The organism is Prevotella sp. 885 (assembly GCF_002265625.1).
Classification (GTDB): domain Bacteria; phylum Bacteroidota; class Bacteroidia; order Bacteroidales; family Bacteroidaceae; genus Prevotella.
On record NZ_NOVE01000001.1, the window covers coordinates 26,834 to 49,727 of the forward strand.

Sequence of the window (22,894 nt, forward strand, 5' to 3'; positions counted from 1 at the left end):
CGGTGCCTAGCATGTAGCCGTGAATCCGGTCTGGTTGACATTGGAGAGATAGCCGAGTTCCTGTTCGTTAGGATATGTAGGTTGCTGGTCTGCTGTCCAACCGAAGCTGCCGCCGCCCCAGTCTGTCACGTTGTCGAAGTTTTCGTCGATGACAGTTACGTCGCCGTCCTCGGTCACGGGTTTCTCCTCATATACATAATAGTTATAGTAAAGAGCGTTTGGCACCTTGTTCCATGTTGCCGTGAACTTTCCGTCCTCTACGCTCTCCACGGGGTCGAGCACAGGCGTTACGAGGTCGTAAAGCTCTGCGTTGTTGGTAGGCAGAGACAGACGGTCGCCGGCGACGGCTGTGACGTTATAGCGATAGATGTTGCCTGGGAGCAGTCCGCGCACCGTGCAAGTGGTGTCGGTGGTCTCCATATTCTCCACAAGGATGTCGCCAATATTGCCGTCGGTGTCTGAGTTGTATACGTTAACGAGATACTTGTCAGCTCCCTCCACCTTGTTCCATGCCGGCTTGAAGCTATTGCCTGTGTAAGCACGATGCGGGAGGAGATGCGGTGTCTCTACATACTGGTTCACCTGCTGCACACGCACATCGTCAATAAGCACCTTGCGGTTGTTCTCGTCGTTGATGTTGACGAGCATCTTGCTTGTACCATTATATATAATGTATTCAAACTCCTGCCATTCGGTCGTCACACCCTTCACCTGCTTGATGAGGAGGTAAGAGCCGTTGGTGGGGTTCTGCGAGAAGTCGATGACATGCAGTCCGAGTCCAGGATAGTTGCCCACGTTCTCGAGCAGACGCGCGCGGAAGCGGATGAATGTCAGTCCGCCATGTCCAGAAGCGTCAATGATGGGCGTATTGATGTGCGATACGTAGTCTTCATCGGTGGAATAAAGGCATACGGCTCCTCCTGCGGGATAGGCGAAGCTGGCGCCCCATCGTGGCTGAGAAGTGTACTTGGCGTCAACATTCTCGAAGTAAGGAATCTTCGAGTCTGAGTAAGTGGTGTTGATGTTGGCATTGAAGTCGGGGGCAGTCTCAGAACCCGCGCTGAACTTCGAGAAGTCCTCATTCACAATGTCAACCACCGTACCGTACTGGGTAAGGTCTGTGGCAGCGCGCATCTGTGTCTGCTGCGCCTGCGCCGTGCCGCTTACAGCAAGCGATGCGGCAACAAGAGCCGCCATAGTTAGCGATTTAAGCATGATTGTTTATGTTTTGTTTGTAGTTTGCCCTCTTATTCTTTCTCCGTCAGCTTTCTCACGGCGCCTCTTACCGGAATCCATGCGGCGCCCCAGCCTACTGCCACTACCGTGACGAGTATCCAGAAGACGTCCCAGTAATGCACGCTTACGGGATAGGCGTTCACCACGAAGGAGCCGCTGCTGTCGCCAAGATGCACGAAGCCGAACTCTTGCTGCAGCCAGCAGAGAAGCAGACCCAGCAGAATGCCTACCACGGCACCTATCGTTGAGATTATTCTTCCCTCGCAAAGGAAGATGCGGGTTATCTGGCTCTTTGTGGCTCCGAGATATGACAGCGTCACGGCGTCGTCCTTCTTCTCGATGATAAGCATTGAGAGGGAGGAGATGATATTGAAGCATGCCACCATAAGGATGAACGTCAGGAAGACGTAGGCGAGCACCTTCTCTATCTGCATGATGCGGAACGTGTCGGCATGCTGCTCGAAGCGGTCGAGCACGCGGAAGCGGTCGCCTGCTATTTCCTTCATCTGCGCCTTCACGTCAGCGATGTCGCTACCCGGCTTCAGTCTGAACTGCAGCGAGGTGAGCATGCCCTGCTGATCGAAGAGGGTGCGGGCGAAGTGGATGGAGGTGATTATTACGGAGGCGTCATACTTCATCTGGTTGACGGCAAAGACCACACCCGGCGACACCAACGAGTCAGCCACGAAGCCTTCCGTAGGGTCGTCCAGATTGACAAGCTGTCCCTTGCGGACGGGTGCATAAATCTTAAGGAATCCCTCCCAACGCGCACCCAGACCCATGTCCTGCGCTATGCGTATGCCGGGAATGCCATAATAAAGATTGGCGACGCGCAGCGTAAACTCGCCGTCACCGTAAAGAATGTCGTTAATGGATGTCAGACGGTCGAAGTTGTCGTCCACACCCTTCACCGTCACCATCATCTGACGGTCACCATACACCGCCATCGCCTGGTCTTCCACCACCTCCGTTGCCACCTCCACGGCTGACAGCTGCTTCATCTTCGTGAGCAGCGGGTCGTCGGCAGCCACAGCCTTACCCTTCGTCGGCACCACCTCTATCTGCGGGTCGAAGCTGGTGAAGAGCGAGGCTACGAGGTCATGAAATCCGTTGAAGACGCTCAGCACCACGACAAGGGCCATGGTTGCCACGGTCACTCCCACCACGGAAATGGCGGAGATGACGTTAATGGCGTTGGTGGATTTCTTCGAGAATACGTAGCGTCGCGCTATGTAGAATGGAAAGTTCATCGTCGGTTGCTCTGTTTATTTCTTGAGCAACTCGTCGATGCGCTCAATATAGTCGAGCGAGTCGTCCACGAAGAAGCGGAGTTCGGGGATGATACGCAGCTGGTTGCGTACGCGTGTGCCAAGCTCGTAGCGGATGGTCTTCTCGTTGGCTGTGATGTTGCGGAGAATCTCGTCAGCCTTCTCAGACGGGAATACGCTGAGGTAAGCGGTGAGAATGCTGAGGTCGGGCGACACGCGGCAACGCGTTACGCTGACCATGACGCCGTGCATGGCGCGAGTCTGCGACTGGAAGATAAGGCTCAGCTCCTTCTGGAGCAAGCGTGCTATACGGTTCTGTCTTGTTTCCTGCATAATTGTTGTTTGTATGAAAAATATAAATGATTGATATTAATAATATTGAATCAGCTTACAAAGTTACTGCTATTTTAATAATGTGACAAGCTATTGCGCCGCTTTTTGATGGTAACATTACCAAAAAGTTGAAAATCCGCCGCAGAACACCGTTGGCTTCATTTTGTTAGCGATACGTTGAAAATTATGAACAAAAGCATTAATCTTTTTGCACATAACGAAAAAATGCTTTAAATTTGCAGCCATCACACACAAATAGTGCAAAAACAATTATTAACCACATTTACAAAGAAAGGAAACAAGAGTATGAAGAAACTTTTATCTCTATTCACAATGTTACTTACTGCCGTAGCTGTAATGGCCACCGACTACACCGACAAGCTCAGCGTCACCAACAACGTCAGCGGAAATGTTCCTGAAGACTACGCCATCACCAAGACGTTAGACGCACAGACCATCAGCGTGGAGGAGGGAACGGACGGCGTATATACCTTCACTCTCGACCTTCGCTCTGATCCGGACGTGTCTGAGATTCTGGTATTCGCGGCTCCCGTGACGGAGAACGCCGACGGCACCATCTCGTTCGCTTGCGAGAAGGTGGCTTCGCCGCTCACCCAGGAGGGATGGACTTCATACAGCGCATACATCACAGCTCACGGCAAGATTTATGACGGCAAGCTTTACGCATACATCTTCGCCGACTGGGGCGGCTTCGCTGCCGACTATCCCGACTCTGGCTATGACTACACCTTCGTCTTCGGCACCGACCCAGACGGCGAGACTGCCATCAGCACGGTAAAGACCAACTCGGAAGTGACTGCCGTATATAACGCCAACGGCATGAAGGTAAAAGGCTTGCAGCGCGGCCTCAACATCGTGCGCACAGCCGACGGAAAGACCGTGAAAGTTTTGAATTAGGATTTTTGAGTTTTTGCTTAGGCAAGCGGCAAAGCCGAGCGGTGAATTATTCTCGGCTTCGCCTGCGATTTTGAATTATTCAGTTTACAGCAGACGAGGCAAACTTAGGAGGCTATGGCGTCTCGCCGTAGCCACGCACCCACGAACGACCAGCAGATTGAGTATGAGCTGCGGGTTCCGCGGAGCGGGACCTATATCATGAAACCCACTGCAAGCTGCGAAGCAGCGCAGCTGTGGGTACGTGCGATACTTCCAACCCATACAGTTCCCCGAAGGGGGACTGACGCTTCCCGTATGATGTTGAGGAGGATAGTCGGTCCCGCTTCGCGGAACCAAGAGAGGGTGAGGAGATGCTTATCCCACAGCGGCGCTCCTTCGGAGCTTGCAGTGGGTTTCTGATGGATACGTGTCCCTTCTGGACACGGCGGAACCAAGTTACATATTATATGGCGCTGATTGGCGTTCTGCTATGGGAGGCTGCGGGGCTACGGCGAGACGCCATAGCCTCCTAAGTTTGCCTCGTCTGCTTGTGAATTACAATGAGCTGCGGGTTCCGCGGAGCGGGACCTATATCATGAAACCCACTGCAAGCTGCGAAGCAGCGCAGCTGTGGGTACGTGCGATACTTCCACCCCATATAGTTCCCCGAAGGGGGACTGGCGCTTCCCGTATGATGTTGAGGAGGATAGTCGGTCCCGCTTCGCGGAACCAAGAGAGGGTGAGGAGATGCTTATCCCACAGCGGCGCTCCTTCGGAGCTTGCAGTGGGTTTCTGATGGATACGTGTCCCTTCTGGACACGGCGCAGTACAACAAAGTTACGTATTACACGGCTCTGATTGATGACCTGCTATGGGAGGCTGCGTGGCTACGGCGAGACGCCATAGCCTCCTAAGTTTGCCTTTCCCCCTCAAGTTGTATAGTTCACACATCCTCTATTTAACCTTGTGTTTTCTCTGTTTTTTCCGCTTGTGATTTTCGAGAGAGGCTCGAAAATCACAAGCGGACTGTGGATGAAGGTTTTTGTCAAAGCCCTGCCTATCATATCGGACAGCATACCGTCCGACACAATATTTGCATTCCTAACGCTCAATACTCCTCGTTCAGCGCACTAAGAAATCTTTGGTGCGAAATTCTTGAGTTTTGAGCGTGCAGCGATAGCACGCTGACGCACAACCAATTACACGGTTAAGAGAAGAAATGTGCAATGAATAAGGGAACAAAACAAGCGCAATAGTGCCACTTTTACACTCCAATAGTGCCACTATTATCATGCAATAGCGCCACTTTTACACTCTAATAGTGCCACTATTGCACCACAAAAGTGGCTCTTTTATAAATTATGGGGCCTACAGCGAAGCAAAAAACCCACAAAAACAGCCTTTTGATTCTCTATAATTGATTTTTATTTTGTAACAACTTTTTACCACTTGTACGATATTTGCATAGCGGACGCCGTCCGAATTAGGAGTTACTACTTTTCATGAAAATCATAAAGATAGGTAAATAATCGGCTGCAATGTCTTGTCTTTTCACAATAATTCGTATATTTGCCAAAAGAAAGCCCACGAAGGGCTATATCTAAAACCAAACAAAGAAAAGACATTCATTATGGAAAAGAAATCATTCAGCAAGAGCACGATGATATTCATCGGCGTCATTGTCGTTATCGTCCTTTGGGCAATCAGCGGATATAACTCGCTCGTAAACATGGACGAGGGCGTCACCAACAAATGGTCGAACGTGGAGACTCAGTATCAGCGCCGCGCTGACCTCATCCCTAACCTCGTCAACACCGTCAAGGGATATGCCAAGCACGAGTCGCAGACTCTTGAGGCTGTGATGCAGGCACGTTCGCAAGCCACTCAGGTGAAGATTGACCCGTCTAACTGCACACCGGAGCAGCTGGCTGCTTACCAGAAGGCTCAGGGCGACGTCACTTCAGCACTCGGAAAGCTTCTCGCCATCACCGAGAACTATCCTGACCTCAAAGCCAACCAGAACTTCCTGGAGCTGCAGTCGCAGCTGGAGGGCACCGAGAACCGCATAACCGTGGCACGCAAGGACTTCAACGACGCTGCCAACGTATACAACGCGTCCATCCGTCGCTTCCCGAAGAACATCCTCGCCGGAATCTTCGGCTTCGAGAAGCACGCCTACTTCGAGGCTGAAGCAGGTGCAGAAAAGGCACCGAAGGTGGAATTCTAAGAACAATAAAACATACGTAAATTGATGATAAGACGTCTCCAGACCATACTTATTGCCTGCCTCATCGCCGTCACGGCATGGGCGGCAGGCGACAGCGTCAAGGAGTATAAATCCGTAGACGACGTTCCCAACGTGCGCCTTACTGACGTGCGTCGGTACGTCTCCGACCCTACCAGCATCCTATCCCCTGCCGCCACAGACACGATAAACGCCATCCTCGGACGGCTCGAGAAATCCACGGGCATCGAGACGGCGGTGGTTATGCTACCGTCCATCGGCGAGAACGACATCTTCGACTTCTCCACATCCCTGTTCCGAAAGTGGGGCATCGGAAAGAAGAAGAGCGACAACGGACTGCTCATCCTCTTCGTGATGGACCAGCATAAGGTGCGCTTCGCCACGGGATACGGCATAGAGGGCACCATGACCGACGCCATGTCGAAGCGCATACAGATGCAGTATATGGTGCCGGCGTTCAAGCGCTCGGACTGGAACAAGGGTATGGTGGACGGCGTACGCGCCACGGCTAAGGTGCTCGACGGGTCGATGGAGCCGGAAGCGGCTGACAGCGACACCGACACCAGCGACATTCTCTTCAGCATAGGCATCATCGTCGGCGTCATTCTGCTCGCCATGTTCGTAAGCAGCATCAAGCAGCGCTGCCCCAAATGCCGCAAGCGTTCGGCAATGAAGCAGATGGGCGTGGAGGTTCTGCGCGTCTCCACGGGTAAAGGAAGGCGCAAGCGCATCAGACGAACCACATACGTCTGCCAGTACTGCGGACACATAATGACGAAGGACGAGGACATCGACGACAACAGCGGAAGCGCTGCTGCAGGAGGAGCCATACTCGGATCAATGCTCGGAAGCGGCGGCGGAGGAGGTGGCGGAAGCTTCGGAGGCTCGTTCGGAGGAGGAAGTACCGGTGGAGGCGGATCCACATCCGACTGGTAAGACGCCCACCCCAAAGGACATTCTAAAAAATCAGAGAGCAAAAGATGACAATACATATTATTAACGGGCCCAACCTCAACCTGCTCGGAACCCGTGAACCGGGGATATACGGCAGCAGCACCTTCGAGGACTATCTCCTGAAGCTGCGCCAACGCTATCCCTCCATCAACATCCAGTATTACCAGAGCAATGTGGAAGGACTGCTCATCGACCGCCTGCAGCAAGTGGGCTTCAGCGCCGACGGCATCATCCTCAATGCAGGAGCATACACACACACCAGCATAGCATTGCAGGACTGCATCCGTTCGCTGACAGCGCCCGTCATTGAGGTGCACATCAGCAACGTACACAAGCGTGAGGAGTTCAGACACCACTCCATGATTTCGTGCGTCTGCAAGGGCGTGATATGCGGTTTCGGACTCGACTCGTACCGCCTCGCCATCGAGGCTCTTATCTAAAACACACATCATGACACCAGAACTCGAGAAATACGTACTCTCACACACACAGCCGGAAGGCGACTATCTGTACCGACTATATCGCGCCACCAACATCCACACCATACACGGACGCATGGCGTCAGGACACCTGCAGGGACAACTCCTCAAGATGCTCGTCAGTATGGTCCGACCGAAGAACATCCTCGAAGTGGGAACCTTCTCCGGATATAGCGCCATCTGCATGGCTATGGGACTGGAGGAAGGCGGCAAGCTGTGGACCTTCGAGATAAACGACGAGATGGAAGACTTCACGCGTCCCTGGATAGAGGGTTCGGAAGTGGCGGACAAGATAAACTTCATCATCGGCGACGCCAACGAGCTGGCGCCCAAGTTGGGCGTAATGTTCGACATGGCTTTCGTCGACGGCGACAAGCGCACGTACGTGGAGACATACGAGAACATCCTGCCGCTCATGAACAAGGGAGCCTTCATCCTTGCCGACAACACGCTATGGGACGGACATGTCACCGACCCCGCCTACGACCACGACCATCAGACCGTAGGCATACGTCGCTTCAACGACCACATCGCCGAGGACAAGCGCGTGGAGCAGGTAATACTGCCGCTCCGTGACGGCCTTACCATCATAAGAAAACTCTGATATCTGCGCACACAAGCACACAATAAGACGAAAGGCACAAAAAAACAACGCTTTTCCTTGGCTATTCCAAGGTTTTGTTCTACATTTGTAAAATCTAAAAACCCGAACAACACCCTTAAATCAAATATTAAAATAAAAACAACGAATATGACTTTCTCAGAACTTTGCAACAACATCTTCAATCAAGCCATCCGTGACTATCATATCAAGGACAACATCGAGACACCTATCAATAATCCTTACGAGCGTGAGGAGATAGAGAACCGTCTCTACCTGAAATGCTGGATTGACACCGTACAGTGGCACTTTGAGGATATCATCCGCGATCCGCACATCGATCCTGTGGAGGCTCTCTCGCTGAAGCGCCGCATCGACCGCTCCAACCAGGACCGCACGGACCTCGTAGAGCAGATCGACTCATACTTCCGCCTGAAATACAGCGACGTACAGATTCTGCCCGACGCACGCCTCAACACAGAGAGCCCGGCATGGGCCGTTGACCGCCTCTCCATCCTCGCACTCAAGATTTATCACATGCGCGAGCAGGCTGAGCGCACCGACGCCACGCCAGAGCACCGCGAGAAGTGCGGAGCCAAGCTGCAGGTGCTCCTCGAGCAGCAGAAAGACCTCTCGCTCGCCATCGACCAGCTCCTTGACGACATCCAGGCTGGACGCAAGTATATGAAGGTGTATCGCCAGATGAAGATGTATAACGACCCGTCAACGAATCCCGTACTCTACAAGAAATAATAAGAAATGAAAACTGAGCATCTCCTGATAATGCGCTTCTCGGCGCTCGGCGACGTGGCAATGCTCGTGCCCGTCGTCAGCTCCCTGGCAAGACAATATCCAGACCTGCGCATAACGGTTCTGAGCCGACCCTTCGCCAGGACGTTCTTCGAAGAGATGGCTCCCAACGTGGGATTCATGGAGGCAGACCTCAAGGGGGAATATCACGGCGTAAAGGGACTCAACGCTCTCTACCGCCGTCTCATTGCGAAGAACTTCACTGCCATTGCCGACATGCACAACATCCTGCGGTCTTCATATCTGCGCATGCGATTCAATCTCGCCAACTACCGCGTGGAACATCTCAACAAGCACCGCTCGGAACGACGTCAGCTGACAGCACCGCAGAACAAGAAGACGATGCGCCAGCTGCCCACGTCCTTCGAGGGTTATGCTGACGTGCTCAGCCGACTCGGCTATCCCGTGAAACTGGAGTTTACGTCCATCTTCCCGCCCGAGGGAGGCAATCTGCGTCCGCTCTCCGATGTCATCGGGGAGAAGAAGAACTTCCAGCAATGGATTGGCATAGCGCCGTTCGCCGCCCATGAGGGCAAGATTCTGCCCACGGAGAAGACGGAAGAACTAATCAAGGAGATATCGCGCCGCCATCCCTCTTGCCGCATATTCCTCTTCGGAGGCGGCGAAAAAGAGCATGCCGTCCTCAACGCATGGTGCGAACGCTATAACAACTGCACCAACGCTTCGCAGGCTCTTCACTCGCTGAAGGAAGAGATGGTGGTGATGTCGCACCTCGACGTCATGGTGTCGATGGACAGCGGCAACATGCACCTCGCTGCCATATCGGGCACACGCGTCATCAGCGTCTGGGGCGAGACGCATCCTTACGCCGGCTTCCTCGGATGGAACCAGCGACCGGAAGACTGCATACAGGCTGACCTTCCCTGCCGCCCCTGCTCCATCTACGGCAACAAGCCTTGCCAACGCGGCGACTACGCCTGCCTAACGTCCATCGATCCTATCACCATCGCTGACAAGGTGGACTGGATATTGAATTAAAAATGAGGAAAATCAAAACTAATAAAAAGAGAAGAAAAGACTAAACTTAGGAGGCTATGGCGAGACGCCATAGCCTCCTAAGTTTGTTACGTTTGCATGTAATTCCGTAGGCAGGAACTGAAAGTCAGCGGCGCGAAGCGGAAAGCTAATGCCCACAGCTCCTATTATATGTCCACGAGTCCTTATAGTTTTTATAAAAAAATAAGCAGAAATTCTTTTTTTATCTTAATGATATTTTATATCTTTGCATCAATATAAGCAAAGTATACACTAAATAAGCAGAAATATACTAAATCACACAAGTAATCATTAACCAAACAAAAAGAAAGGATTCATTATGAAGAAAATTTTATCTCTTTTATCTTTCTTAATGCTTGCTGTCGTTGCAATGGCAGCAGACCTCACCACGGGTGTCACATTCAAGGGCACATGGGGTGACAAGTTGGGCGACTATCCCACCGCAGAGGGTGAGATAACAGTCACCAAGGTGGACGAAGGTCTTAAGTTCGAGGTGAAGAGCAATGGCTTTAACGGCTATGCTTTCCCTGCCTACACAGTGGTTTACAAGAGTGATGTGGCAGAAGACGGTAGCTTCAACACTGGCGACTACTACTTTGGCGAAATCACCGGAGACGCTACAATGGACGGTCTTCCAGTACAGAGCCTCTACTGGCAGCAGATCAAGGGTACTGTTACCAACGAGTCAATCGACCTCTACATCCGCTATATGGGTGTGAACATGACAGAGTTGGAGCACATCACCTTCAAGGGTGAGGCAGTTGCTTCTCCTGATCCAGAGCCCGATCCAGAGCCTACAGTAGTAAGCACAAAGGACTTCACTGATACATTCACAATGTCTTACATTGAAAACGGAGAACTCCAGTCTTCATCATTCAAGGACTTCCCCGCTTCTTTCGTTGAGATGTCTGACGGCACATTCAACGTAGAATTCCCCGAGGTTAACCACAAGTTCACCGGTCTCCTCCAGAAGTATGATCCCGCTACAGAGAGAACATACTATGAGGGCACATACACAGAGAACGACGGCATGCAGGTTTACAACTTCGACGTTACTGCTTACCTCTATACTAAGGACGACGTAGAACACATCTATTTCATCGCAAAGAGCGACAACGCTGACCAGCTTACCTACGCATACGGTTCTGACCCGTACGCAGAGCCCGTAGTAGAGGACGTAGTGCTCAAGGAGAACTATCAGGCTGACGGAACAGGCTTCTCATTCACCACTCCGATTGACTGGGAGACTCAGAAGTTCCAGGCTGTACTTGACGTTACTGGCTGCAGCACATCAGCAGTAGAGGACATCTTCGGCCTTGGCCCGGATGTATCAAGCTTCGCTAACAACATCCACGTATATTCAGAGCAGAACTCTACATTCAAGGCTTACTACCAGTGCTCTAACGGTAACAACAACACTACTGTTAGCATCGCTGACAAGCAGAACGTTACTATCGAGGTTTCTAAGGCTGAGGGTCTGACCGTCGATGGCAATGTTATCATCCCTGCTGAGAAGCTTGAGGGCTTCTTCGACCTTACTGAGGTAATGTTCGGCTCACTCGAGAACAGCCAGTTCACCAACGCTCTCTATAAGAGCATCAAGCTCATCAACCTCAACAAGAAGGAAGAGCCGGTATTCGTAACTTACACAGCTCCTGCTATGTATACATACGCAAGCATGGACGAGGAGACTCCGGGCGCAAAGCGTTTCGTAGAGGCTCAGGAAATCCAGCTCTCTGACAACGGCGACGGCACATACACTGTCATCATCAAGAACCTCAGCGACAGCGAAGGCGATCCTGCAGGTGACATCCAGTTCACTGCTACAGCTACAGAGGCTGAGGACGGCACAATCTCTCTCACAGCTGACACACAGGCTGAGATCGGTGGCTTCTATGAGGGTTGCGGCAAAGTTGCTGTTAAGTTCAACGGTACTCTCAACGGTGAGGACCTCACAGCTACATACGACATCGACATCCCGAGTGGTGCAGCTCACGCAGAGTTCGGCAATGGCGTTACAAACGGCATCAACACCGTTAACAACACCACCAACAACATCACAAGCATCTACACTGTAGGTGGTGCAAAGGTTAACTCTCTCCAGAAGGGCGTCAACATCGTTCGCCTCGCTAACGGCAAGACTGTTAAGGTGATCAAGTAAGAAATAAACGATAATTACAAAAAAAATCCCGGCTCCAAAAAGGAGTCGGGATTTTTTTGTGTAACTTAGGAGGCTATGGCGTCTCGCCGTAGCCTCCTATGTTTGTCCCATTTCCTAAAAAACATGTCTTCATGTCTTCTTGTCTAAAAAATCATGTCTTCCTGTCTAAAAATCATGTCTACATGTCTTCTTGTCTGATAATCATGTCTCCATGTCTAAGGGATGTCTGCTTGTCTTAATATGTAAACGAGCTGCCTCCCAAGAACTCTCTCAGCAGCGACGTCGGTGGCAGAACACTGTGGTCGATGGCTTTGAAGTAGCTAAGGAACTTTCTCAGACGGTAAGCCTCAGCATACTCCTCGCAGTTCTCCGGCACACGCTCCAAGAGCGGTTCTGCTTGCGTCTTGATGGCAGCCAACTCGTATATCATAGCCGTATTGAACATGGCGTCAGCATTCTCCTGATACGGGAAAATCCACTTGTTCTCACCGTTTCTTACCGACTGCCAACGACTGATGGTGTCGCGGGCAGAGCAGCCACGCTGCTTGTCGTCGCGGATGATGCGGCGCAGCAGACGGTTGTCGGTGGTTGGGATGTAGTTGTGTTCGTCCAGAAGGATGGTGGTCAGCGCAGAAGCGTAGACACGATACTTCAGAGCGTCAGGTATCTGCGCCGTCAGCTCAGGGTTGAGAGCGTGGATGCCCTCCACCACGAGGATGTCGCCCTCACGCATCTTCATCTTCTGACCGCTCGGTTTGCTCTTGCCCGTGATGAAGTCGTAACGCGGCAACTCCACCTCCTCGCCACGGAACAGCTGCGCAAGCTGACGGTTGAGAAGCTCAAGGTTGAGAGCGTGCAGCGACTCATAGTCGTACGCACCATTGGCGTCCAGCGGTGTCAGTTCGCGGTCCACGAAGTAGTCGTCCAGCGAGATGGGCACGGGACGAATGCCGTTGCATACCAGCTGTATGCTCAGACGCTTGCACGTCGTGGTCTTTCCCGACGACGAAGGTCCGGCGATGAGCACCATCTTAACCTCAGGACGTGAGGCTATCTCCTCCGCGATGTGCGCAATTTTCTTCTCCTGCAACGCCTCCGACACGTTTATAATCTCCGTGGCGTGTCCGCTTGCCACCGCCTCGTTAAACTCGCCCACCGTCGACATGTCGAGCAGACGCTGCCAGCGGTGATGCTCCTGGAATATCTCGAACATCTTGTCCTGACGTATAAGGTCGCCGAGGCGTGAGGGGTCGGAGAGCGAGGGGATGCGCAGCAGCAAGCCATCGTAATACTTCTCCAGTCCGAAGAGCGTCAGCTGCGCCGTGTTGGTGAGCATCGTGCCGTAGAAGTAGTCCACGAAGCCACCGATATCATAATAATATGTATAGAGCTTGCCCGTAGTGCGGAGCAGCAGAGCCTTCGAGTGATATCCCATACTCTCGAACAGCGTTATAGCCTCCTCCGTAGGAACCTCATGGCGTCGGATGGGCATGGCGCGAGAAATGATGCTCTGCATCTCCGTTCGGATGGCGTCAGCGTCCTCCTTGGTGACGGGACGACCGATGCGCAGGTCGCAGTAATATCCGTTAGACACGGGGATGTCTATTATCACCGAGCTTTGGGGGAAAAGCTTGTGTACAGCCTTGCACAGCACGAAGAAGAGCGAGCGGGTGTAAGCACGCGAACCGGAGGGAGTGGTGAGGTCAAGGAACTCTACATCCTTCGAGTTATACACGCGATAGTGCATACCCTCCACCTTGTTGTTCACTTTGGCACTGATGGGCGGATATGTCATATTGAGATTTAAATGATTAAAAATGTCAGAAAGTGTACTTCCCGTTTCCACTTTTAAAGATTTTTTATTATTTTTGCAACGGATTTGTATTAACTGTTTCATTTTCATATAATGTTTATAGGTTAACTTTCCAAAGATACTCCGTTTTCTCGACACAATGCGCCTACAGACACATAAATAAAATTAAAAATATGTCGATTTGGATTTTTTTTAAAATTATTGGTTCACTTGCCCTCCTCATCTATGGTATGAAGGTGATGAGTGAGGCACTCCAGAAGATGGCAGGCTCGCAGCTGCGCCATATCCTGGGAGCCATGACTACCAACCGCTTCACCGGTCTGTTGACCGGTATGTTCGTAACTACATCTGTGCAATCGTCCACAGCCACGACGGTGATGACCGTATCGTTTGTCAACGCCGGACTGCTCACACTGGCACAGGCCATCTCCGTAATCATGGGAGCCAACATCGGCACTACATTCACGGCATGGATTATGACACTGGGCTTCAATTTCAACATGGCGAACATCGTGTTCCCCGTTTTCTTCATTGCCCTGCTGCTCATCTATCGTAAGAAACAACGCTACGTAGGCGACTTCCTCTTCGGCGTCGCATTCATGTTCTTTGCCATTTCCACACTCGGCGCTACGGGAAAGGAAATGGACCTCAGTCATAACCAGACGGTTATCGACTTCTTCTCGTCTTTCGACAAGGACAGCTACCTGACCGTCTTCTCGTTCCTCATCATCGGTACGATTCTGACTTTCTGCATGCAGTCGTCAGCGGCTCTCATGGCCATCACCATGGTGCTCTGCTCTTCAGGCGTGCTCCCCATCTATATGGGTATAGCCCTCGTGCTCGGTGAGAACATCGGCACCACCATCACCTCCAACATCGCTGCCATGGGAGCCAATACGCAGGCTCGACGTGCCGCTCTCGCCCACCTCTCGTTTAACGTTTTCGGCGTTATCTGGGTGTTGTGCTGATTCTATCCCTTCATTGACATGGTTTGCGGCTTCGTGGGTGTCGACCCGCACGCTGACCACATCGACGTATCGCGCCTCTCCGTGGTTCTCGCTGCCTTCCACACCACCTTCAACGTCTGCAACACCGCCGTGCTTATCTGGCTCATCCCGCAGATGGAGCGTCTGGTATGCTACATCATCAAGCCGAAAGCCACAAAGAACGAGGACGACTTCCGTCTGCGCTACATCGGCAACACGTCTATCATGAAGACTCCGGAGCTTTCCGTACTGGAGGCACAGAAGGAGATCAAGTCGTTCGCAGAGCGCATCCACCGTATGTTCGGCATGGTAAGAGAGTTGCTCGGCGTGAAGGACGAAACGGCTTTCACGAAGCTATTCACACGTATAGAAAAGTATGAGAGCATCTCGGACAACATGGAGATTGAGATTGCCAATTACCTCGACAACGTATCGGACGCCCACCTCTCTGACGAAACTAAGGCGAAGATTCGTGCTATGCTCCGCGAGATATCAGAACTGGAATCAATCGGCGACTCTTGCTATAACATCGCACGCACCATGAGCCGCAAGTTTAAGGGCAAGGAGGACTTCACAGATAAGCAGTATGAGCACCTCCATCAGATGTTCGAGCTTACTGACGACTCGCTCACCCAGATGGACATCATGCTGACCGGACGCAAGGACTCGCTCGATGTCAACCGTTCGTTTAACGTGGAGAACGAGATAAACAACTATCGCAACCAGCTCCGCTCACAGAACATCAACGACGTAAACGACCATAAGTACACCTACGCCATGGGCACAATGTATATGGACATCGTGTCAGAATGCGAAAAGCTCGGCGATTACGTGGTGAACGTTGTGGAAGCCCGCATGGGAACAAGACAGCGCGAAGCGTAATATTTAATTATTAATTGGTAATTATTAATTATTATTTATAGGCTAATACGGATTAGGCTGATTTATTTTGATTCATTAAACAGGAATCAGAAAAATCAACCTAATCCGTATCTGCTTTTTGTAATTTGCAAAAAAAAGCGTTATCTTTGCAGATAATTCTACTAAAAACCATCTTGACAAACTCAGCAACATCATACCCATAAGGCTATTAGTGTATACACCTATATCAATAAACCTATTAAGAAAACATACATATATCTATACTCGTATAACTACATCTATTATATAACGATATGAACAAAACCTTACTTACTGTCCTTGCGCTTTCATGCACCATGACAGCCAATGTCGCGGCGCAGGAATACAAGGGCTCGGCACCCGTATCGGGAGCCACGTACAACCTTTACAATGTGGGCACGAAGCAGTTTCTCGGCATTGAGAACGGACGCCTCGTACTCGGAGGAGAAAAGGTGGACGTTACGCTGGAAGCCGTCAACGACACCAACACACCCGGTTTCTTCCGTCTTACATCACCTGACGGAACATGGCATGCCGACCTCTACGGCACACCTTCTCTCGAAACGGACAAGTTCAGCCAGTGGCGCATCGAGCCAGTCAACGGCAAGAAGGACGTTTACGCCATAGCAAGCCGCAACACGGAGGCAAGCGCATCGCTCTATCTTTATCAGAACGAAGCGCTCGGACGTATCGCTGCCGTACCACAGCAGCCATCAGCACAGTTTGAGGCAGCTCAATGGAAGCTCGTATACACAGGAGAAGACACTCCCCCACTCTACGGCTTCGACGAGAACAGCAAGACATACGAGAATCCGCGCGACGGATATGCCGTAGTCAGCATCACCCGCACCTTCCAGCCCGGTCAGTGGGCCACCTTCTGCTCGCCCGTCGATCTTACCGAAACACAGCTCAAGCAGCTCTTCGGCGACGACGTGCAGGTGGCAGAGCTCAAGGCTCAGAACGCCAACGAACTGCAGTTCGTCACATCGCACAGCCTCAAGGCTGGCGTGCCCTGCATCATAAAGGTGATGAAGCCGACAGAGAACAATGAATATCTGCTTGAGGACAACTTCACCTTCGCTTCTCAGGCAGAGACGGTTCCCGTCAACGGCGGCACATTCTACGGCACACTTTCCGTCACCAAACCTAACTTCGGCTACGCCCTCAACCCCAACACTTCAGCCGTAGAGCCGATAGATAATGGCTATGTAGTGGACGCCATGAGTGCATACTATGTATCTTACCTTGACGTCGTCATCGACTGCTGGAGCCTTGACGGAACCACCGGCATCGGCACCATCACCACAACAACTCCAGAAGGCGACATCTACACCATCGGCGGACAGAAGGTAGGCAGCGGCGAGAAGGCAGCGAAGCGTCTCCAGCACGGTGTCTACGTGGTTGGCGGAAAGAAGCATGCCAAGTAACTAATCTAACAAATCCATAATCATACACTTATGATACACATATTCAGACAGCGATTCGCCACCGTCATAGCGCTCATCTGCCTTCTCTCCGGCATGACGCTATCAATGTCGGCACGCACGTCGCTACTAAAAGACTATACTCCCAACGGCGAGTCGTTCACACGAAGCACCGCCATTAACTTCCAGAAGCAGACGTTCAAGGCGGTGCTCAACCTCAGCACTTGCCAGTCGTCCACACAGCACGAGAACGTGCTCTCCATCGGCGAGGACCTGCAAGGCGCCAACGGATGGGGCGGCGTTTACGTCATACATCTCTTCTATACCAAGAGTTCGTCATCGCTCCAGATCAACTGCTTCAACACTTCGCAGACTCACCGCGAGGATATCTCAGGCATCTCCGGCGAAACCACCATCGAGCTGAAGAGCGACGGTCTGTACGTCAACGGCACAAAGCGCTGCGACGCGACCACCATCAGCGGCGTTCTCAACCTCTCCAACATCCTCTACGGCAGCACGCAGGGCTACACTCGCTCATGGGCTACATACAAGGAGGTGTCGCTTGAGGACGTTGAAGGCGGATCCGGCGGTGGCGGCGGAGGCGGCGGAACTGCCACCGAACGTAAGTTTGACGCGTCATGGATAAGCAATCAGAACAAGTATGCTGACTATAAAGAGGACGGTCACGCCACTTTCATCCCCTACGCCAGCGTAGCGGACATGAAGGCGGACGCCAACTACGCCAAGCCTTGGCTTACTCCGGAGAAGGCGCAGACACAGCTGCTCAACGGCACATGGAAGTTCAAGTACGTCCCCGGCACCACTTCAGGTCCCGGCGCATCCGACTTCTTCGACGCTGACCTCGACGACTCTGCATGGGACGACATCCGCGTGCCGCTGTCATGGGAGATGGCTGGCTACGGCAAGCCCGTCTACACCAACGTGGGCTATCCCTTCAGCAACAATCCTCCTAACGCCAATCAGGGTATTTCTTACTACGGTGTGGAGGACAATAACGCCACGGGCTTCTATCGCCGATCGTTCAACATTCCCCAGTCGTGGGACGGCAAGCGCCTCTTCGTCCACTTCGACGGCATATACAGCGCTGCCGTGGTATGGGTGAACGGCAAATATGTAGGATATTCGCAAGGCTCGAACAACGACGCGGAGTTCGATATCACCGAGTTTGCGAAGATTGGCGACAACCAGCTTTCGGTTCGCGTATATCGCTGGTGCGACGGTTCGTACCTCGAAGGTCAGGACATGTGGCACCTCTCAGGCATCCATCGCGACGTCTATCTCGTAGCCACTCCGAAGGTGTTCGTCTCAGACCATTACATCACTTCTTCGCTCAGCAACGACGCCACAAGCGGACAGCTCAACGTGAAGCTTACCGTGGACAACCGTGACGCTGTGCAGACTGAGAAGCAGCTCAACGTGGAGCTTCTTGACGCTGACGGCAAGACCGTAGCCACCGGCTCGGCTTCTTACCAGGGCAGCGCCAACGAATCGCTCGACGTGAAGCTCTCTAACCTTTCCGCTCTCCATCCCTGGAGCGCAGAAGATCCTTATCTCTACACCGTCGTGGTGCGTCAGGCTGATGCCGATGGCGCAGACGAGATGGTGTTCTCCACAAAGTACGGCTTCCGCAAGATCACAAAGTCGGGCAACCTTATATATATCAACGGCAAGCGCGTGTTCTTCAAGGGTGTCAACACGCAGGACACACATCCCGAATACGGACGTGCCATCGACACCGAGACAATGCTCCGCGACATTACTTTGATGAAGCAGGCTAACGTCAACACGGTCCGCACATCTCACTATCCGCGCCAGCCTAAGATGTACGCCATGTTTGACGCCTTCGGCATCTACACGATGGACGAGGCTGACGTGGAGTGCCACTACAATCAGAACCTTTCTTCCAACTACTCTTGGAACGGTGCCATCCTCGACCGCGAGGTTCGCATGGTGATGCGCGACCGCAACCATCCGAGCGTCATCTTCTGGTCGATGGGCAACGAGTGCGGTTCGGCAAGCAACTTCTCAACAGCTTACTCTGAGATGAAGAGCCTCGACGACCGTCTTATCCATTATGAGGGCAACATGTCGTACTCTGATCTCGGTTCGAGCATGTATCCCACCGTATCTAACGTATCGGGCAGCAGCAACGGTTACAGCGGCAAGCCTTACTTCATCTGCGAGTATGCACACGCAATGGGTCAGGCTGTCGGCAACCTTAAGGAATACTGGGACATCATCGAGAAGAGCTCAGGCATCACCGGCGGATGTATCTGGGACTGGGTTGACCAGTCTTTATACGACCCCGAGCGTCTGCTTAAGGGCGAGAAGAAGGATGTCAACGGAATGAACTACTGGGTTTCGGGCTACGACTATAACTCGCCGTCGGGCGTAGGTCAGGGCTTCCAGGGCAACTTCCTCAACAACGGCATCATCACTCCGGACCGTGCTTGGACCGGAAAGCTTACTGAGGTGAAGCATGTCTATCAGAACATAAGCTTCTCAAGCTACGACGGAAAGATCGTAACCATAAAGAACAAGAACTCCTTCGCGTCGCTCGACGCTTATCGCCTCGTTTATCGCGTGCTGCGTGACGGACGCCTCGTGGAGGAAGGAACGGCTCAGATGCCTAACATAGCAGCCGGATTGTCAGCCGATGTCACTCTCCCCATCAAGGCAGAGACCGACAACGACGCCGAATGGCTCGTCAACGTGCAGCTGCAGCTCAAGGAGCAGACACTGTGGGCAGAGGAAGGTTACGCCGTGGCAGAAGACCAGTTTGAGCTGGTTAAACGCCCGTCACTCGCCAGCCACAACGCTGAGGGCGGACAGCTAAGCGTAAGCGGACAGACCGTAAGCGGAACAACGGCTGACGGCAAGGCGTTCGCAATGAGCTTCGCCAACGGCAAGATGACATCGTGGACATTCGACGGCGAGAACATCATCGCTCAAGGTCCCGACTTCAACAGCTACCGCAAGGTGGACAACGACCGCAACTTCTCGCCCGACTTCACCAACTCCACCAGCGTTTCCGTAACCGGAGCCTTGGCTAAAAGCGGCAACAACGCCACAATGTCAGTAAGCGGCTACGCATATTCATGCTCATACACCATCGACTATACGTTCTATGCGGACGCCACCATTGACATGAAGGTGACCTTCTCGCCCAGCGGCAACCTCGCACGTATGGGCCTGGGAATGCAGTTTGCAGAGGGAATGGAGGACGTGGAGTATTACGGACGCGGCCCGTGGTCGAACTATTCTGACCGCAAAACCGGCTCGTTCCTCGGACGTTACCAAACCACCGTGGACGACATGGTGGACGAGATGATTCATCCGCAGACTTACGGCGACCATCAGGACCTGCGCGACCTCACGCTCCGCAACCTCACCAACGGACTCAGCCTCAACGTGCAGACGGAGGGACAGGTGAGCTTCTCGCTCGGTCATTATGACGAAACACGCTGGTGTACGTACGGCGACTCAATGTGGAACTCACAGCTCCACTGGTACGACCTCTCTCGTGACCCGCAGATTTACGCCCACTTCGACTATTTCCAGCGCGGACTCGGCAACAACTCATGCGGCGGCGACAGCTGTCTGAGCGAGTACACCTGCCCGTCATGGGGATCATATTCTTACACCCTGCGTTTCACACCTACAAAGTAAAGAAGTTTTATAACTTCTAATATACCTTTCAAGCCGTGGACAAGAACTGAAAGACAGCGACGCTGACTTTCGGTTCATGCCCACGGCTTTTGTTTTCGCTTAAGGGAAAAGCATAAAATTGTACTTAAATATTATACTATTTTTATTGTGTATTCAGACAAAATGCACTAAATTTGCAATGCGAAATATAAGATAAGATTAAGATACGCCTATTATTTGATTCATACACATATTGCTTAATATAAAATCTATAATGAACTTATGAACAAAGGTATCAACAAATCCAGAATTGTTGCCTGTATGCTTGCAGCCGGCTTCTTAGCCGTTGGCTCGGGCTGTACGGACAGCGACTTCGACTTGTCGAACATTGATCAGACCATCGGAATCGGTGGCGACGGCCTGCAGCTTCCCACCAACAGCACGGAGAACATCGTGCTTGACGACCTCCTGGATCTGAACAACAGTGACTTCATCTCCATAGCAGAGAACGGTGACTATATGTTCTCCAAGCAGAGCGACGACGTAAAGCCATCGCATCCGAGCATTGACGAGGTGCTGGTGAAAGAGGCTAAGGTTAACAACAACTTCAAGATTGAGATTCCCGAAAGCTCTCTGATGCAGACCAGGCGCAAGTCGGCTGGACACACCAAGCTAAGCAAGACAGCAAGCGTGGAGGGTGAGGCTTCCGAATTCCAGTATCGTGGCAACGTGCCCTACGAAATCCGTGAGCTTATCTCTGCAAAGACAGCGTCTGACATCAACATCCACGTGAACGTGACAGCAGAACTGAAGAAGGTCATCCCCACCTTCAAGACCATGACCGTAACCATCCCGTCATACCTTAAACTCAACATCGGCAAGTGCTCGCCTTCGCAGCCCGAATACGATGCAGAGATGGGCATCATCACATTCCGCAACATCTCCAGCTCAGCCAATATCAATATCAAGGCCACTGTTGGCAGCATCGACTTCACCACCAAGCCGACAAAGCAGAACAGCGTAGTACTCACACCGGGCGTAGGCGAAGCTGACGGAAGCATCGACCTTAACGGCGTGGCGCTCCTCGGCATCACTTTTGATGAGGTGAACAAGGAGGGAAACTCGCTGCAGAACCTCTATATGTCTGCCAAGATGACCATGGGAGCCATCAGAGTTACGGAGACTACGGGTAAGTTCAACCCGAACCTTGACCTTGAAGACCTCGGCAACGTGAACATCAACGACGTGCCCGACTTCCTTACCGACAAGGACGTGACCATCAATCTCTATAACCCCGTCATCGAACTGACCGCCACAAGCGACATCGACGTGGCTGGCGTCGCCAAAGCCACCCTCATAGCTGAGGACGAACGCGGCAACGAGATGGCCAAGGTGGTAATTGACGGACTCAACGTCAAGCCAAATGCCGTAACACGCGTATGCATCTGCAAGCACAAGGAAGGCATTGACGAGACTAAGTATGACCAGGTGAAGGTGGTAAGCAACCTCTCTGACATCGTAAAGAAGATTCCGCACCGCATCAACTGCGAGGCTGAGGTGCATGCTGACAGCAAGCGTGTGAGCACCGTGAAGCTCGGCAAGGAATACACCATCGACGCTGACGTATATATGTCAGCACCGCTTGCCTTCGACGAAGGCGCACAGATTGTCTACACCGACTCCATAGACGGATGGAACGAGGACATCGACAAGTTCAGCTTTGCTGAGGGCGCATACATCGAGATGACAACGGAGGTGGAGAACAAGATGCCGGCTTACCTTAACGTAAGCGCATTCGCCATCGACGTCAACGGCAAGGAGATTCCGCAACATCGCATCCGCGTGGACGTATCCAACTCCGTGAAGGCTTCTGAGGACGGCGAGAAAGCCGTGGTGACACCCGTGACCATCAAGCTGAGCGAGAACGAGAAGGGCGCTCTGAAGACCGTGGACGGCATCGTCTTCCGCGTAACGGCTGCAGCTGGCGAGAAGGACGCACAGACCATCGTCGGCAAGACCATCAACGCTTACAAGCACACGCTCACCGCACGAAACATCAAGGTGAGACTCGTAGGTAAGATTATCGCAGACTTCAACTAAT

At 52.3% G+C, this 22,894-nt stretch carries 15 protein-coding genes and 1 pseudogene; 12 read left to right on the forward strand and 4 right to left on the reverse strand.

The window, feature by feature from the left end; genetic code table 11:
* Positions 1 to 6: 6 nt before the first annotated feature.
* From CHL74_RS00095 to rbfA, 3 genes are read right to left on the reverse strand one after another with little or no spacing between them, the layout of a single operon-like run.
* The gene (locus tag CHL74_RS00095; RefSeq protein ID WP_141241177.1) at positions 7 to 1,215 is read right to left on the reverse strand and encodes a fibronectin type III domain-containing protein; all 1,209 of its coding nucleotides are present in this window, start codon (positions 1,213 to 1,215) and stop codon (positions 7 to 9) included.
* Between the two features lie 32 nt (positions 1,216 to 1,247).
* Positions 1,248 to 2,486 (reverse strand): FtsX-like permease family protein, encoded by a 1,239-nt coding sequence (locus tag CHL74_RS00100; RefSeq protein ID WP_094879092.1) that lies wholly within the window; start codon positions 2,484 to 2,486, stop codon positions 1,248 to 1,250.
* Between the two features lie 15 nt (positions 2,487 to 2,501).
* Positions 2,502 to 2,837, reverse strand: coding sequence for a 30S ribosome-binding factor RbfA (gene rbfA / locus CHL74_RS00105; protein ID WP_094879093.1), 336 nt, complete (start codon positions 2,835 to 2,837; stop codon positions 2,502 to 2,504).
* Between the two features lie 306 nt (positions 2,838 to 3,143).
* Here rbfA and CHL74_RS00110 point away from each other — a divergent pair, with 306 nt between their 5' ends.
* The 8 genes from CHL74_RS00110 (at position 3,144) to CHL74_RS00145 (ending at position 12,001) form a co-directional block, all read left to right on the forward strand.
* Positions 3,144 to 3,755 (forward strand): calycin-like domain-containing protein, encoded by a 612-nt coding sequence (locus CHL74_RS00110; protein WP_141241178.1) that lies wholly within the window; start codon positions 3,144 to 3,146, stop codon positions 3,753 to 3,755.
* 1,609 nt (positions 3,756 to 5,364) lie between these two features.
* Positions 5,365 to 5,961, forward strand: coding sequence for a LemA family protein (locus tag CHL74_RS00115; protein ID WP_094879095.1), 597 nt, complete (start codon positions 5,365 to 5,367; stop codon positions 5,959 to 5,961).
* 24 nt (positions 5,962 to 5,985) lie between these two features.
* The gene (locus CHL74_RS00120; protein WP_094879096.1) at positions 5,986 to 6,915 is read left to right on the forward strand and encodes a TPM domain-containing protein; all 930 of its coding nucleotides are present in this window, start codon (positions 5,986 to 5,988) and stop codon (positions 6,913 to 6,915) included.
* Between the two features lie 44 nt (positions 6,916 to 6,959).
* The gene (gene aroQ / locus CHL74_RS00125; RefSeq protein WP_094879097.1) at positions 6,960 to 7,373 is read left to right on the forward strand and encodes a type II 3-dehydroquinate dehydratase; all 414 of its coding nucleotides are present in this window, start codon (positions 6,960 to 6,962) and stop codon (positions 7,371 to 7,373) included.
* A gap of 10 nt (positions 7,374 to 7,383) precedes the next feature.
* Positions 7,384 to 8,016 carry an O-methyltransferase gene (locus CHL74_RS00130; RefSeq protein ID WP_094879098.1) on the forward strand — a complete coding sequence of 211 codons (633 nt, stop codon included), beginning with the start codon at positions 7,384 to 7,386 and terminating at the stop codon, positions 8,014 to 8,016.
* Between the two features lie 147 nt (positions 8,017 to 8,163).
* Positions 8,164 to 8,766 carry a DUF4254 domain-containing protein gene (locus CHL74_RS00135; protein WP_094879099.1) on the forward strand — a complete coding sequence of 201 codons (603 nt, stop codon included), beginning with the start codon at positions 8,164 to 8,166 and terminating at the stop codon, positions 8,764 to 8,766.
* A 6-nt stretch (positions 8,767 to 8,772) separates the two neighbouring features.
* Positions 8,773 to 9,822, forward strand: a complete 1,050-nt coding sequence (locus tag CHL74_RS00140; protein WP_094879100.1) for a glycosyltransferase family 9 protein — start codon at positions 8,773 to 8,775, stop codon at positions 9,820 to 9,822.
* A 337-nt stretch (positions 9,823 to 10,159) separates the two neighbouring features.
* A complete protein-coding gene (locus tag CHL74_RS00145) occupies positions 10,160 to 12,001 on the forward strand; it encodes a calycin-like domain-containing protein (RefSeq protein WP_094879101.1) in 1,842 nt (613 codons plus the stop codon).
* A gap of 235 nt (positions 12,002 to 12,236) precedes the next feature.
* Here CHL74_RS00145 and CHL74_RS00150 read toward each other — a convergent pair whose 3' ends face one another.
* Positions 12,237 to 13,898 (reverse strand): nucleoside kinase, encoded by a 1,662-nt coding sequence (locus CHL74_RS00150; protein WP_094879102.1) that lies wholly within the window; start codon positions 13,896 to 13,898, stop codon positions 12,237 to 12,239.
* 89 nt (positions 13,899 to 13,987) lie between these two features.
* Between CHL74_RS00150 and CHL74_RS00155 the strand changes: the two are divergent.
* From CHL74_RS00155 to CHL74_RS00170, 4 genes and pseudogenes are all read left to right on the forward strand, one after another.
* A pseudogene (locus CHL74_RS00155) lies at positions 13,988 to 15,682 on the forward strand (Na/Pi cotransporter family protein).
* Between the two features lie 293 nt (positions 15,683 to 15,975).
* Positions 15,976 to 17,127, forward strand: a complete 1,152-nt coding sequence (locus tag CHL74_RS00160; RefSeq protein WP_141241179.1) for a hypothetical protein — start codon at positions 15,976 to 15,978, stop codon at positions 17,125 to 17,127.
* A 30-nt stretch (positions 17,128 to 17,157) separates the two neighbouring features.
* Positions 17,158 to 20,814 (forward strand): glycoside hydrolase family 2 TIM barrel-domain containing protein, encoded by a 3,657-nt coding sequence (locus CHL74_RS00165; RefSeq protein ID WP_094879104.1) that lies wholly within the window; start codon positions 17,158 to 17,160, stop codon positions 20,812 to 20,814.
* Between the two features lie 261 nt (positions 20,815 to 21,075).
* Positions 21,076 to 22,893, forward strand: a complete 1,818-nt coding sequence (locus CHL74_RS00170) for a hypothetical protein (protein WP_094879105.1) — start codon at positions 21,076 to 21,078, stop codon at positions 22,891 to 22,893.
* The last annotated feature ends 1 nt before the right edge of the window (position 22,894 follow it).